Origin of the sequence: Candidatus Salinivivens marinus (assembly GCF_965655845.1) — a bacterium.
GTDB classification, from domain to species: Bacteria; Pseudomonadota; Alphaproteobacteria; order Rhodobacterales; family Rhodobacteraceae; genus Salinivivens; species Salinivivens marinus.
The window spans coordinates 17,873-31,941 of the sequence record NZ_CBFHHX010000012.1; the positions used below are offsets into that span (position 1 = coordinate 17,873).

Annotated in this window: 12 protein-coding genes; 9 read left to right on the top strand and 3 right to left on the bottom strand. The window is 40.2% G+C overall.

All coding sequences use genetic code 11. The features are described from left to right. Window positions 1-122 precede the first annotated feature (122 nt). The 5 genes from ACTF5Q_RS10585 to lpdA all read left to right on the top strand — a co-directional run bounded on the left by ACTF5Q_RS10585 (window position 123) and on the right by lpdA (window position 7,759). Window positions 123-3,260, top strand: a complete 3,138-nt coding sequence (locus tag ACTF5Q_RS10585) for a hypothetical protein (protein ID WP_438954581.1) — start codon at window positions 123-125, stop codon at window positions 3,258-3,260. After that, window positions 3,257-4,315, top strand: a complete 1,059-nt coding sequence (gene queA, locus ACTF5Q_RS10590; protein ID WP_438954582.1) for a tRNA preQ1(34) S-adenosylmethionine ribosyltransferase-isomerase QueA — start codon at window positions 3,257-3,259, stop codon at window positions 4,313-4,315. The genes ACTF5Q_RS10585 and queA overlap by 4 nt, the downstream gene beginning before the upstream one ends. 43 nt (window positions 4,316-4,358) lie before the next feature. After that, window positions 4,359-5,615 (top strand): MFS transporter, encoded by a 1,257-nt coding sequence (locus tag ACTF5Q_RS10595; RefSeq protein WP_438954583.1) that lies wholly within the window; start codon window positions 4,359-4,361, stop codon window positions 5,613-5,615. 105 nt (window positions 5,616-5,720) lie between these two features. Beyond that, window positions 5,721-6,296: a DUF924 family protein gene (locus ACTF5Q_RS10600; RefSeq protein WP_438954584.1), complete on the top strand. Its 576-nt coding sequence runs from the start codon at window positions 5,721-5,723 to the stop codon at window positions 6,294-6,296. 68 nt (window positions 6,297-6,364) lie between these two features. Next, the gene (gene lpdA, locus ACTF5Q_RS10605) at window positions 6,365-7,759 is read left to right on the top strand and encodes a dihydrolipoyl dehydrogenase (protein ID WP_438954585.1); all 1,395 of its coding nucleotides are present in this window, start codon (window positions 6,365-6,367) and stop codon (window positions 7,757-7,759) included. A 52-nt stretch (window positions 7,760-7,811) separates the two neighbouring features. Here the strand turns inward: lpdA and ACTF5Q_RS10610 are convergent, their stop codons facing one another. Genes ACTF5Q_RS10610 through ACTF5Q_RS10620 form a run of 3 tightly spaced genes read right to left on the bottom strand, consistent with a single transcriptional unit; the run spans window position 7,812 to window position 10,118 of the window. Then, a complete protein-coding gene (locus ACTF5Q_RS10610) occupies window positions 7,812-8,870 on the bottom strand; it encodes a methyltetrahydrofolate cobalamin methyltransferase (RefSeq protein WP_438954586.1) in 1,059 nt (352 codons plus the stop codon). A gap of 17 nt (window positions 8,871-8,887) precedes the next feature. Continuing rightward, a complete protein-coding gene (locus ACTF5Q_RS10615) occupies window positions 8,888-9,802 on the bottom strand; it encodes a methylenetetrahydrofolate reductase (RefSeq protein ID WP_438954587.1) in 915 nt (304 codons plus the stop codon). 19 nt (window positions 9,803-9,821) lie between these two features. Further along, complete coding sequence (locus ACTF5Q_RS10620; protein ID WP_153693610.1) at window positions 9,822-10,118, bottom strand: virulence factor; 297 nt, start codon at window positions 10,116-10,118, stop codon at window positions 9,822-9,824. Window positions 10,119-10,308: 190 nt separating this feature from the next. On the opposite strand from ACTF5Q_RS10620, the gene ACTF5Q_RS10625 reads away from it, so the two are divergent. The 4 genes from ACTF5Q_RS10625 to ACTF5Q_RS10640 all read left to right on the top strand — a co-directional run bounded on the left by ACTF5Q_RS10625 (window position 10,309) and on the right by ACTF5Q_RS10640 (window position 14,059). Further along, the gene (locus ACTF5Q_RS10625) at window positions 10,309-11,436 is read left to right on the top strand and encodes a Ppx/GppA phosphatase family protein (RefSeq protein ID WP_438954588.1); all 1,128 of its coding nucleotides are present in this window, start codon (window positions 10,309-10,311) and stop codon (window positions 11,434-11,436) included. A gap of 41 nt (window positions 11,437-11,477) precedes the next feature. Then, window positions 11,478-12,197, top strand: a complete 720-nt coding sequence (locus ACTF5Q_RS10630; protein ID WP_438954589.1) for an RlmE family RNA methyltransferase — start codon at window positions 11,478-11,480, stop codon at window positions 12,195-12,197. A gap of 187 nt (window positions 12,198-12,384) precedes the next feature. Beyond that, the gene (locus ACTF5Q_RS10635) at window positions 12,385-13,296 is read left to right on the top strand and encodes a 3-keto-5-aminohexanoate cleavage protein (protein ID WP_438954590.1); all 912 of its coding nucleotides are present in this window, start codon (window positions 12,385-12,387) and stop codon (window positions 13,294-13,296) included. A 1-nt stretch (window position 13,297) separates the two neighbouring features. Next, window positions 13,298-14,059 (top strand): SDR family oxidoreductase, encoded by a 762-nt coding sequence (locus tag ACTF5Q_RS10640; RefSeq protein ID WP_438954591.1) that lies wholly within the window; start codon window positions 13,298-13,300, stop codon window positions 14,057-14,059. The last annotated feature ends 10 nt before the right edge of the window (window positions 14,060-14,069 follow it).

Genomic DNA, 14,069 nt, shown 5'->3' on the forward strand with positions numbered 1-14,069 from the left:
AAGAATAGATATTGCAAACGCTACTTAAAATATTTTTTAGAACGTTTTTTGATAATTCTATAATTCGGACTTTTCTCACAGTTTTTTCTATTACTATTAGTTCTGCTGCAGTGGCAGTTTTAATGATGCTTTTTACTTTATCAGTTAGAGCTGTGGATGCACCGAAATTCCTGAAAAATTATATAATTGAAGAGATTGAAAATTTACATTTTAATAGTCAGCTTGAATTTGGACGCGTTCAGATTGCGTTAAGTGAAAATTTTAATCCAAAAATTATCGTCTCTGATGTTACGATTTATGATAATGTAGATAGTCTTCCATTTCTAGAGATATCTAAAGTTGAATTGGGGGCATCTCTGCGACAGATAACTACTGGAAACTTTAATTTAAGCACCATTTTGCTTGATGGCCTAACAATTGGGATACGCAGAGATGCCGCCGGGTATTTTTCAATAAAATTTGGACAAAATATCCTTATCACCAGTGAAAGTGATGATATTTTTTCCCCAGAATCGATGGGTTTAAGGAAATTTTTTGAAAGAGAAGCTTTTTTGGATTTAGAGAATTTTACAGTCACTTCCATGACTGTGCAGTATGATGATCAAAAAGAGTCGAAACTTTGGGTTATCGACGGTGCTAGGATAGAATTAAATAGACAGCTTGACGATGTAGTTGTGCGTGGAGACGCTGCATTTTTACTGGGTGGAGCTGACATTTCAATGCTTCAAGTTAACTATGAAACAAATCTGAAGTCAGGAGATGGAAGCGTTGGAATATTATTTGAGGGTTTCCCATCTAAAGAAATTGCCGCACAAGCCCCAGCTCTGTCTTGGTTGAATGTTGTTGAAGCACCAATTTCAGGTGCCTTTAGAACAAAGGTCGGTTCTGAGATGGAAGTCGATGAAATTAATGCTTCACTAAAGATTGGTTCAGGGGTTATACGCGCCGATGATAAAAGTAAACCTTTGGGTTTCGATAATGCAAATGTCTATTTTTCATACAACAGAAAAATTAATCTTCTTAATTTTGAGGAAATAACCATAAACAGTACTGACCTACAGACAATCTTAGCAGGATCAGTCCAGCTAAAGATTGATGAGAATGAAAGGACTTATTACACCGGCACTCTTAAGGCAACTGAACTAAAAGCCAACCCGCTTGAAGTATATAGGCGCCCACTCGAATTAGAAGATGTAGTGATTGACTTTATGCTGGAGCCTAAGCCTTTCAATTTAGAAATCTTGAAATTATCCGCACGGGATCCATTGAGAGAGTTGGTTATCCTCGCAAAGGGACAAATTATTTCAGGAAAAGGGGGTTGGGAGGTTTCGTCAGATCTAGAAAGTAGTCAAGCAACAAAAGACGATATCATAGCTTACTGGCCTCCTGAATATAAAAAGAATGGGCGCATTTGGCTGGAGAAAAATGTTTTTGGTGCAAACTTAAATAATCTCTACGCTTCGGTAACTTTTGGAAGCAACATTAAACCAAGAGTTGTAATGGGTTATTCTTTTTCTAATGCAACAATAAATCTAATGAATGGCTTTCCTCAATTGGAGAATGCAGCTGGAAATTACTCATTCTATGACAAAAGATTTTCTGTGAGTTTAACAAATGGCTATGTTGGTGATCAAGCTAACCGGTTAGATCTTTCTGGATCAAATTTGGTTGTAAATAATACAGATATTAAACCATATCCTGCCCAAATTAATTTAAAATCAGTCGGTCCTCTATCCGCTCTGATTACATTGTCTAATTTGGAAAAAAATAATGGTTTTGAGGTGCCAAATAGTATTCAAGGAGGTTCTAAACTAAAGGGAATTCTAAATCTACCACTTAAAAGTGAGATAAAGCCTCAAGAAATTATATATAAATTGTTTGGAGCTCTTGAGGATATCAAGATTAGTGAGAAAACATTTCCTTATGATCTTGAAGCAGCAAGGCTTTCATTAGAAATAAACGAGGGTCGCTTACAATTAAATGGACCAATACTCGTTGGGGATATTCCAGTTGATTTGAAATATATTTCTGGATTTGGAAAAGAAGGTCTCAATATCGCTCCCCGTATTGATGGAAAAATATTAATATCAGAGCCTATATTACACAACTTTGTAATGGGTACTGGAAAGGAGTGGTTTTCTGGCAGTTCCGAAGCATTTTTCACTTTAGACTTTCCGAGAAATAAAGACGCAACATTCCGATTAACGTCAAACCTAAAAGGCCTTGAAATAAGAATTCCGGAACTTGGATGGATGAAAAATGAGACTTCCTTGGCTAATTTGGAAGTGCTTGGACATATCGGGGATCGAATACAATATGACAAACTAACTATGTCAGGAGAGGGTTTAGGGGTAGATTTGAGGATCAACAATAATGAGAAATTTGTTGTAGAGCGGTTGGTCAGAGAAGATATCTTGGATATTTCTGGTGTTATATCCCAAAATGGATTGGAAATCACAGGTGGTGAAGTTAACATTGCAAACTATCTTAAAACTATTGATTCAAATGGGAAAAGTAAATTTAGCACTCCGATTTTTGTAAATTTGGATAGGCTTGATATCACAGACTCTTTTTATATTGATAATTTTTCAACAAGCTTTGTATCAGACCAGATTAACGGAAATTTTAATGGTTTATTTATGGGCATTGATCCTGTCACTGGTACGTTTGATTCCAAACTTGAAAATAGCTCTACTGAAATATTATCCAATAATGCCGGGGCTTTCTTACAAGCAGCTGGAATTATAAAGAGGGGTGCTGAAGGTTCTCTTAAGTTAAAAATTGATCGTAATAACGACAAAATTGAAGGAAGGTTATTAACAGAAGATCTGAAGATTTATGATTTGCCAGCTCTAGCTAAATTACTACAAGCACTTTCGATTATTGGATTGCTTGAGCAAATGCTAGGACAAGGGCTTTTTCTGACTGAAAGTGATATAAATTTTAGACTTGATGATGATCAATACATCATTGATCGTGCGAGCTTCTTCGGTCCGTCACTCGGTATTTCACTCGATGGGTATTTGGATAGAGATGATCGATTATTGGATTTTCAGGGTGTTTTTTCTCCTGTTTATGCGATTAATGCGATTGGTTCCGTTTTAACTCGAAAAGGAGAGGGCCTAATCGGTTTCAATTTTGACCTTTGGGGTGATCCAGATTCACCAAAGGTTCTCGTAAATCCATTTTCTGTACTGACACCTGGAATGTTTCGAGAAATTTTCAGAAGGCCGCCACCAAAGGTTGAGGTAGATAAATGAAGCTTGAAGATTTTGACTTTGAACTTCCAACAGATTTAATTGCACTTAGGCCCAAAACCCCTAGGGTGTCCGCACGACTACTTGTAGCAACAGATAATACTATTGATGATTTAATAGTTAGTGACTTGGTAAACTTGCTGCGACCGGGAGATAGGTTAGTTCTGAATAATACCAAGGTCATACCAGCGCGTCTGTCTGGAACACGTACCAGAACCATAAGTCCAAAAAAAATTGTAACAGCCAAAATAGCAATAAATTTGATCGAACGTGTCGCAAAAGATACATGGGTCGCTCTTGTAAAACCTTTACGAAAACTAGATCTTGGCGAAATCATAGATCTTGGGTTAGGTTTGAATGCAAAAATTACTCATAAATCTAACGGTACTGCTACTCTTTGTTTTAACAAATGTGGCCAAGAATTAGATGAAAGTCTATATGCTATTGGCTCAATGCCATTACCTCCTTACATCGAAAAAAAAAGATCGGCGGACTCAAGGGACGTAGTAGACTATCAAACGATATGGGCAAAAGAACCTGGGTCGGTAGCAGCACCAACCGCTTCACTGCATTTTGATAAAGAATTATTAACTAAGCTCAAAAGGTTAGGCGTTACCACCACTTTTGTCACGTTGCATGTTGGTGCAGGGACTTTTTTGCCTGTAAAGGCTAATTATATTAGCGAACACCAAATGCATCCAGAGATTGGCTATATTTCGGAAACTGCAGCTACAGAAATAAACGAAACCAAATCAAGCGGGAATCGCGTGATACCAGTAGGAACGACGGCTCTAAGATTGATTGAGTCAGCAGCTCAAGATGATGGCTTAGTTAATGCGTGGAGCGGTCAAACAGATATATTCATTTATCCAGGATTTAACTTCAAAGTAGCTGACGGTCTTATGACGAATTTTCATCTGCCAAAATCTACTTTACTAATGCTAGTGTCGGCGTTAATGGGAGCTGACCGTATAAAGAAAATCTATGCACATGCTCTACAGAAAAAATATAGATTTTTTTCATACGGTGATGCGTCGCTTTTGTTGAAGAAACTTTAGTAAAACACGCTTTAAAATTGCTTGAATTTTAGAGGTCTGATTCATGTTTGTCGTCTTAGGAAATACATGGGCGCTCATGCTCGGCATGATGTTGTTGATGGTCGGAAATGGTTTGCAAGGAACCTTGATTGGGATCAGAGGTGAATTAGAGGGCTTTAGTACTATTGAATTGTCAGTCGTGATGTCTGCTTATTTTGTAGGTTTTTTAGGAGCCAGCCGTCTTGTTCCAGAATTAATCCGACGTGTCGGCCACGTTCGCGTTTTTGCAGCGCTTGCATCATTTATTTCTGCAGTTTTGATAGCGTATCCGCTTCTGGCAAATCCTATTTTTTGGTCATTCGGTCGGATCGTTATCGGTTTCTGTTATTGTGGCGTCTACATTACTGCAGAAAGTTGGTTAAATAACTCCGTTAATAACGATAAGCGGGGACAAGCTTTATCTCTTTATATGATAGTGCAAATGATCGGAATTGTTTCTGCACAGGGTGTGTTGGCAATTGGAAATCCAAATGGGTACAGTTTGTTCATTATTATTTCTATACTTGTATCTATCTCTTTTGCACCAATTTTGTTATCCGTAAGTCCCACTCCTGCTTTTGAGCGCACAAAACCTATGAGCCTTGCGCAGCTATTCAGAAGCTCGCCATTGGGCTGCGTAGGTATGTTCTTACTAGGAGGTGTATTTTCGGCTCAATTTGGCATGTCTGCTGTATTTGGTTCCCAAATAGGCTTATCTTTACCTAAAATCTCTTTATTTGTTGCAGCTTTTTACATTGGAGCGATGATCTTCCAATATCCGATCGGATGGATGTCGGATAGAATGGATAGAAGATTGTTGATCTTTCTAATCTCTGCTTCGTCCGCAGGCGGATCTGTGTTTGCTTATTTTGCGGGAGATTATTTTTTTGCATTGGTATTTGCGGCATTTTTAGTTGGTGGGCTATCAAATCCGCTTTATTCTTTAATTATTGCCCATGCAAATGATTTTATTGAGTATGAAGATATGGCTTCTGCTGCCGCTGGTTTATTGTTTGTTAATGGGATTGGAGCAATTTCTGGGCCTCTTATAATAGGTTACGCTATGAACGCCTTTGGGCCTGAAATCTTTTTTGTTATTATATTTTTGTTAATGAGCACTTTGGCTGCATATGCGGGTTATAGAATGACGCAACGGGCGACTGTTAGTGATACCTCCGTTTATGCAGCAGTTTTGCCGAACTCAACAGGTGTTGCAGTGGAAATAGCTCAAGAATATGCTTTCGAGATTGCTAATGAAGACGATGAAAAAAGTGATGCATAAATCACACTGAGTTTTAACATTTGTTTCTTGTCCGTATTGCTATAATAACGCATCGCTTTAACAATAAAAAAGGGCAGTATAATAAAATATGGGAGGATCTTTAAAATGACCCCCGAGAAGATTTTAAGTTTTTGGTTAGATGAAACCAATCCCAAGCAATGGTACGCTGCGTCAAAAGAATTAGACGGTATAATTTTACGGGAATTTTACTCTACATGGGTATCCATAATGGATGGAAAGTTTGGAATGTGGTTAACCTATCCATCAGGTTCACTTGCGTATATTTTGGTTTTAGACCAATTTTCAAGAAATATGTTTAGAGGTTCCTCAAAAGCGTTTTCATCTGATAGTATTGCTCTCGCAGCTGCAAAACAGGCGATAACGCATAAATTTGATCTTGCTATTAGCGAGCCAGCTCGTCAATTTTTCTACCTTCCCCTTATGCATTCGGAAAGCTTGCAAGACCAAGAGCGATGTATCAGGTTAATGAATGAAAGAATGCCAGCCGATGGGATTAATAATCTCTTGCATGCCAAAACGCATCGTGAAGTTATTCGAAAATTTGGTCGTTTTCCAACCAGGAATGAAGCTTTAAATCGAAAGAATTCTGCTCTTGAGACCGATTTTATGAAAAATGGCGGGTACGGTATGACCTATACACAACTCGCAAATTCCGCTTAAGCATAGCTCCTGCATTGAGTTGATTTAAAAATTAGTTTAATACTAAACTTATTTGGAAGGTGGTGTTTATGGCTTCTACTTTATTTGATTTGATCGTGTTGGGTGCTGGGCCTGGAGGGTACGTGGCCGCCATTAGAGCTTCCCAGTTAGGTCTTAATGTGGCCGTGGTTGAGCGCGAACATCTTGGTGGTATTTGTCTTAATTGGGGATGCATTCCAACAAAAGCAATGTTGCGGAGTGCTGAAGTTTATCACTTGGCAGAACGTGCAAAAGAATTTGGGTTATCTGCAGAAAAAATAAGCTTTGATTTAAATAAGATAGTAGAAAGATCGAGAAAGATCTCAGGTCAATTAAATCAGGGTGTTGGGCATCTTTTGAAAAAAAATAAAGTAACTGTGTTCTCTGGTGAAGCTAAATTGTTGGATAGGTCCAATGTTAGTATTACTAGTGACGGGAAATACGAAAAAATCACAGGAAAAAATATTGTTCTAGCGACCGGTGCTAGAGCGCGAGAGCTTCCGGGCATGGAAGCAGATGGAGATCTTGTTTGGACCTATAAGCACGCTTTAACTCCGTCAAGAATGCCCAAAAAGCTTTTGGTTATTGGGTCGGGCGCAATAGGTGTAGAGTTTGCTAGTTTTTATAACACATTTGGTGCCAACACGACTATTGTGGAGGTTCTTGATAGAATACTGCCAGTTGAAGACGAGGAGGTTTCTTCGTTAGCTGCAGAACAATTTGCAAAGCAAGGAATGACCATCAAAACAGGCGCGAAAGTACAAAAATTAGAAAAGAAAAAGAACCAAGTAGTAGCGTCAATTGACTGTAACGGTGTTACTGAAGTGTTGGAATTTGATACAGTAATCTCTGCAGTCGGAATAATCGGTAATATAGAAGGGCTAGGATTAGAAGAAGTTGGTGTGGAAACGAAGGCCAATCACGTGGTTACCGATGAGTACTGTGAAACAACTACGTCAGGTATCTATGCAATAGGTGATCTAACAGGCGCTCCTTGGTTAGCGCATAAAGCTAGCCATGAGGGTGTGCTCGTGGCAGAAAAAATAGCGGGGCAGAGCGTAAAGCCAATAAATCCAATTGCTATTCCGGGTTGTACTTACTCTTACCCTCAAATTGCATCGGTTGGTTTAACCGAGGCTCAAGCTCAAAAAGCGGGTTATAAAATAAATGTTGGAAAGTTTCCTTTTATAGGAAATGGAAAGGCTATCGCTTTAGGGGAAAAAGAGGGTTTTATCAAAACAATATTTGACACAAGTTCTGGTGAGTTGTTAGGTGCGCATATGATTGGCGCTGAGGTAACAGAGCTAATTCAAGGGTATGTAATTGGTCAAGCGCTGGAAACTACTGAAGATGATCTGATCCACGTCGTGTTTCCACATCCAACTCTTTCTGAAATGATGCACGAGTCGGTTTTAGATGCACATAGTCGGGTAATACATTATTAGTATTAGTATCTTATACAAGTAAAGTTATGTAAAAATGATTTTTAATTTTCTACTATGCAGTTCGCCTACGTCCGCCACGTCTTCCACCTCGACCGGAGACTTGACTGCCTGAAGATGAAGGTTTGTTAAATTGTATCCAAGAGGAGCCATGAGAATCATTATCTGTTAATAAATTAGCAGCACGTATAGCTTCCATTTCTTTACCAGCGCTGCTCTTAGTTGATCCTAGACCGAAAATTTTAACAAAAGTTTCTTGGTCTAAGTCTACAGGAAGAACAATCCCAGCTTTTTGAATTTCTTCCTTTTTTTCTTCAATCTTTTTCGTAGAAACGGGTAATGCTACTGGGTTCATAATTGCAGACGTCATTCCTGCTCCCATTGCCATTGGCAGAAAGGCGTTATTAATTCCATGCCTGTTTGGCAAACCAAAAGATATGTTTGAAGCGCCGCATGTGGTATTAACCCCAAGTTCTTCCCTTAACTTTCGAACTAAGGTAAACACCTGGTTTCCTGCAGTCGCCATTGCGCCAATTGGCATCACCAAAGGGTCAACTACAATATCGTGCGCTGGTATATTAAAATCTGCTGCTCTTTCAACTATTTTTTTTGCAACCATAAATCGTACATCGGGGTCTTCTGAAATTCCTGTGTCGTCATTGGATATTGCTACAACAGGAACATTATATTTTTTAACGAGAGGCAGAACGAATTCTAATCGGTCCTCTTCCCCAGTAACAGAATTTAACAACGGTCTACCTTCTGCGGCCACCAATCCAGCTTCCAATGCTGCAGGCACGGAGCTATCTATACAGAGCGGTACGTCTGTTAAATTTTGAACTAAATTTATAAGATCAACCATAAGTGGTGGTTCAGTCTCGTTTGGATTTGGGTTCGAGTTGTATACAACACCTGCATTTATGTCTAAAATGTTCGCGCCGGCTTCCACTTGAGCTAATGCATCACTTTGCACCGTAGTAAAGTTTCCGGCTTCGAGTTCTGATGCTAATTTTTTTCGACCTGTTGGATTTATACGTTCTCCAATAACACAAAATGGTTCATCAAAACCTATTATTGCAGTCTTTGACTTTGATTCAATTATGGTTCGCGCCATTTTTTACCTCGCAAGTATTAAGCAGACTTAATATTTTTCTTTAAGTTATTTGAAATCCACTCGGCGTTAGTCTTAATGCCGCCTAGTGGAAAAAAATGAATACTGGATATATTTGCATTAGGGTTTTTGCCTACACCTGTCGCCAATGCATCCAAAACTTCTGTCGGCTCATAAGGAAGTAAAAGCTTTGTAAGATCCAAGGCCCTTTTCTGAAGAACTTTCAGTGATGGACCTACTCCACATGCTATCGCGAATTTAATTAACGTTTGTAACTTAGCAGGTCCCGCTACGCCCACGTTTATGGGTAAAGTGATCCCCGCTGCATTAATTCTGTTTGCCCATTCAAAAATTGGGACTGAGTCAAAAGCGAACTGGGTCGTGATACCCATATTAGCGTCAGTTCGTTCTGAAAACTTTTGCTTCCATTCAAGAGCCATATCAACATTTTTATTGGTATTGTCCGAGTCGATATCCTTATTTCCCTCTGGATGGCCTGCGACATTTAAATCCGTGAAACCATATTTATCGAACATTTCAGTTTCAAGTAACTGCATCGAAGAGTCAAAGCTGCCCTTTGGTGTATCGATCCCGCCGGCCAGTAGAAGAGCTTGCTTAACGCCAGCTTCTGATACGTAACGGTCTATCCAGTCCGATAAAGTGGGCTTGTCTTTAATTATGCGCGCCGGAAAATGTGGCATTACTTTAAATCCTTCATTTCCTAGCCTTACTGCGGTTCTAACCATATCATCAATTGAAGTTCCATCGATATGAGCGATGTAAATTAAAGTATTCTTGGGTAATATACTGGCAAAACTTTCAACTTTTGCAGCAGTTCGAGGCATTATTTCCATAGAAAACCCGTTAAGAAGACCATTGAAGTCTTTGATAGGCGCAGGTTGGTCTTTAGATTTTTTAAAGTTTAAAAGTGCCATTTTAACTCCTAGAAAAGTATCACTTCCAGCCTTCGTTTTCGATAAGATATTTCAGTTTTTCTTGACTGTATTCTGACTCAATTCGTTCTGCCTCACTTCTGGCAACTGTATCGGGATCACCCTCGATGAGGTAAGGCTCTGCCTTGTGCCATTCAGCCAAATAATCGTCGGAACCTCTTAGATTACACTTCATGGCTGCTCTATCGATTGCTTGTTCAAACCGTTCACTCAACTGAATTTTTGAGCCACGTCTACCCTTGCCAACGATCACTTGGGCTGGGATGTCGCGCCAGTACACAACTGTTACTTCAGGCATTCCTATTCCTTCTCATCGAGTCTCACATGTAGGGCAGCTGCACTTTTATGCCACGTCGGTTTTCGACTAGCTTTTGTCAAAGAGCGACTAAAATTTTTTGTAAAATTATAAATCCTCATTAAATTGCCTTGCGAAATGCAGCCGTCACATCTATCGTCTACTTAAGTTATTTAATAGGGGGCGTAATGCTATGGCGCCCAAGCGTCCAAAAGGTGTGGATGTTTTCCCGAAAGTGGTTGAGGACGCCTCACCAATGTCGCCAAGTCCGACCGACTTATATGCCGCTTTGGACTTGGGGACAAATAGTTGTAGAATGTTGATTGCCCAGTCCAAGGGTAGTCAATTTCATGTCGTGGATAGTTTTTCCAGGACTGTTCAGCTCGGGGCTGGTCTTGAGCGTAGCGGACGTATGAGCCGAACTTCCATGTATCGTACAATCCAAGCTCTTCGAGTGTGCAAACAAAAATTGAAAAAACACAAAGTCCGGCGGATGCGATTAGTAGCAACTGAGGCGTGTAGAAGAGCTTTGAACGCAAGTGATTTTATCGCTGCCGTCAAGAGAGAAACTGGTCTCAGATTAGAAATTATAAAGCCGGAAGAAGAGGCGCGTTTGGCTGTAATTTCGTGTGCGCCTCTTGTTAGCGCAAAAACGGAGCAGCTATTGGTGGTTGATATTGGAGGTGGGTCAACCGAGTTAGTTTGGATTGATCTGAGCTCGGTGCCAAGCTGGGATAGACCAAGATCAATAATGAGACTTCACGCTGGTTTCCATCATTTTGATGGTCCATTTCCAGCGGCCAAGGTGATTGATTGGATTTCAGTGCCGCTTGGAGTGGCAACTTTACGTGATCAATTCAGAGATGTTCAAGACGACCCTGCTCGCTACGCACTAATGAGCTGTTATTTTGAAGAAAAATTGGCTGATTTTGCTCCTTATGATTTTGCTCCGCTAAAAAATGCGGAGGAGCGACAAGCATTTCAGATTATTGGAACTTCCGGTACAGTCACGACAGTTGCATCCAGTCATCTTGGGCTTAAACGATATGACCGCACAAAGGTGGACGGACTTAGGATGAGTTCAGAGCAAATTGATAAAGTTATAAATTCATATTTAGAGCTTGGTCCAGATGGTCGTAGACATGATCCAAGAATAGGAAATGATCGACACGCTTTAATTATGTCGGGATCGGCTATACTTCAGGCGCTTTTACGCTGCTGGCCAACAGACCGACTATCGGTTGCCGATCGTGGATTACGAGAAGGACTTTTATACGCTCAAATGTGCGCAGACGGTTTGATAGAAGGTACTGCTTTATAGCAGGTCTGATAGAGACAATAAGGATTGCAGGATCTGAAATTTTGGCTGGTAAACAAAAAAACTCTGGCAGAGGGCAGAGAGAATTAAAAGCAAGTGTAAAAAGTGCTCGTGGAAGAACTGTTTCTCAAGTTAAATGGTTGCAAAGGCAACTTAATGATCCTTATGTGAAAAGGGCAAAAGCGGAGGGTTATAGAGGTAGAGCGGCTTATAAAATTATGGAGCTTGATGATAAATTTAAGTTCCTCGAACCCGGATCTCGGGTGGTTGATCTGGGATGTGCTCCGGGCGGTTGGTGTCAGGTTGTATCCGAAAGAGTAAATGCACAAGGAAATTTCAAAGGAGAACATACTGGGCAAGTTATTGGAGTAGACTTGCAGGAAGTAGAGCCCATCCCCGGTGTAGAGCTGTATCAATTAGACTTCTTATCGCATGATGCTGATGCACAAATAAAAAATTTTTTAGGTGGTAAGGCTTCAGTTGTTTTATCGGACATGGCGGCGCCATCTTCGGGGCATAAAAAAACGGATCATCTGAGAATCATGGCTCTTTGTGAAGCGGCTGCATTTTTTGCGTTTGATGTTCTGGAATTAGAAGGTACTTTCGTAGCAAAAGTTCTGGCTGGTGGAGCAGAGGGCGAGTTGCAGAAAATTCTTAAAAACCGTTTTAGAAAAGTTTTCAACTTTAAACCCCCAAGCAGTCGCTCAGATAGTTCTGAAAAATTTGTTGTAGCATTGGGGTATAGAGCTGTTGAAAAAGAGTAGTCAGCAATAATTGCAGATATACATAACCGCAGATATGTTTTGAGCTAAAAAAGTTCAGCAACTTACATGTGTCAAATTATAAGACTATGTCGGTAATTTGTTATATAATACCGTAAATTCTTCTTAATAATTAATCGGTTTTTAGTTACATTAGTAATATAGATCATATAATTTTAGAAAGTTAAAAATGCCCCTAAATTTTAGCAAAAAGGTATTTATCACATGCGCGGTAACGGGATCGGGCAGTACACAAGATAGAAGTAAATTTGTGCCCCGAAGCCCCAAAGACATTGCTGACAGTGCTATTCTCGCCGCAAAAGCAGGGGCTGCAATAGTTCATTGCCATGTTAGAGATCCTGATACTGGTGAGCCAAGTCGTGATTTATCCTATTATCGTGAAGTGACTGACAGAATACGCTCCTCGGAAGTTGATGTCGTGTTAAACCTAACTGCTGGAATGGGGGGTGATTTAGTTTTGGGAGGACCAAAATCTCCGTTACCTTTGGCAAAAGGAACTGATATGATAAGCGCTGAAGAGCGAGTTGCTCATATAGTGGAATGTTTACCTGAAATTTGTACCCTGGATTGTGGGACGATGAATTTTGCCGAAGCTGATTACGTGATGACCAATACGCCTGGAATGTTGCGTTCTATGGGGGGCATGATGACTGAATTAGGCGTTAAGCCAGAAATAGAAGCCTTTGATACAGGGCATCTATGGTTTGCACAACAGCTTGTATCAGAAAAAGCTATCGCTCCGGATGCTTTGGTTCAACTTTGTATGGGAGTGCCTTGGGGGGCCCCTGACGATTTAAATACTTTTATGGCAATGGTTAATAATGTGCCAAAAGATTGGACTTTTTCAGCCTTTTCCCTGGGACGAAATCAAATGGCTTACGTCGCAGCAGCAGTTTTGGCGGGAGGAAATGTACGTGTTGGACTTGAAGATAACCTTTGGTTAAGAAAAGGAGTTCTGGCAACCAATGAGCAATTGGTTGAGAGAGCGAAAGTTATAATTGAGGGGATGGGGGCCGAACTTATGGATGCTAAAGAAGTTAGAAATAAATTAAATTTAAAAAAGCTTGCACCGAGTTCATAAGATGTCTCGTCGTATTGTTATTACTGGTGGTGGAAGTGGTATTGGGCTAGCCATTGCTAAGCGTCATCTTGCAGAGGGCGCGAGGGTGGCAATTTGTGATGAAGATATTGCGCTGGTGAAGAGGGCGTCTGAAAATTACGAAATAGCCATTTCGTTTTGCGCTGATGTTTCTGACAGCAATCAAATGAAAAATTTCCATAATAATATTATTGATGAGTTTGGCGGGGTCGACGTGATGTACGCAAATGCAGGAGTGGGAGGCCCGGCAGGTCCCATTGACGAAATTGATCACAATGAATGGAAGAGATGTGTAGAAGTCAACCTGTTTGGTGCATTCTATAGTGCTTCGTGGGCATCTGGAATAATGAAGGTACAAAAAAATGGATGCATAATTTTTACCTCATCTACTTCCGGATTATTCGGTGTTCCAAATAGATCTCCTTATGTTGCAGCAAAGTGGGGTATTGTTGGCCTAACAAAATCAATGGCTATGGAATTAGGTGATTATGGCGTGCGTGTGAATGCCATTTGCCCAGGTGCTGTGAGTGGAGATAGAATGAAACGCGTTTTGTCGATGGAAAGTAAGGCTTCAGGAATTTCGGAAGATGATCTCAGAACGGTTTATTCTGAGGGTACTTCTATGAGAAGTTTTGTTAGCGAAGAAAATGTTGCTGATATGGCTCTATTTTTGGCTAGTGATCAAGCCTCCATGATAACAGGACAAGCTATGGCTGTTGATGGATACACAGAGCGGACCGCGTAAATTTGGTGTA

Bases quoted from the DNA above. Each gene is read 5' to 3' on its own strand.
- queA (WP_438954582.1), top strand. From the start codon at position 3,257: ATGAAGCTTGAAGATTTTGACTTTGAACTTCCAACAGATTTAATTGCA.
- ACTF5Q_RS10585 (WP_438954581.1), top strand. From the start codon at position 123: ATGATGCTTTTTACTTTATCAGTTAGAGCTGTGGATGCACCGAAATTC.
- ACTF5Q_RS10615 (WP_438954587.1), bottom strand. From the start codon at position 9,802: ATGGCACTTTTAAACTTTAAAAAATCTAAAGACCAACCTGCGCCTATC.
- ACTF5Q_RS10595 (WP_438954583.1), top strand. From the start codon at position 4,359: ATGTTTGTCGTCTTAGGAAATACATGGGCGCTCATGCTCGGCATGATG.
- ACTF5Q_RS10635 (WP_438954590.1), top strand. From the start codon at position 12,385: ATGCCCCTAAATTTTAGCAAAAAGGTATTTATCACATGCGCGGTAACG.
- ACTF5Q_RS10610 (WP_438954586.1), bottom strand. From the start codon at position 8,870: ATGGCGCGAACCATAATTGAATCAAAGTCAAAGACTGCAATAATAGGT.
- ACTF5Q_RS10640 (WP_438954591.1), top strand. From the start codon at position 13,298: ATGTCTCGTCGTATTGTTATTACTGGTGGTGGAAGTGGTATTGGGCTA.
- ACTF5Q_RS10625 (WP_438954588.1), top strand. From the start codon at position 10,309: ATGGCGCCCAAGCGTCCAAAAGGTGTGGATGTTTTCCCGAAAGTGGTT.
- lpdA (WP_438954585.1), top strand. From the start codon at position 6,365: ATGGCTTCTACTTTATTTGATTTGATCGTGTTGGGTGCTGGGCCTGGA.
- ACTF5Q_RS10600 (WP_438954584.1), top strand. From the start codon at position 5,721: ATGACCCCCGAGAAGATTTTAAGTTTTTGGTTAGATGAAACCAATCCC.
- ACTF5Q_RS10620 (WP_153693610.1), bottom strand. From the start codon at position 10,118: ATGCCTGAAGTAACAGTTGTGTACTGGCGCGACATCCCAGCCCAAGTG.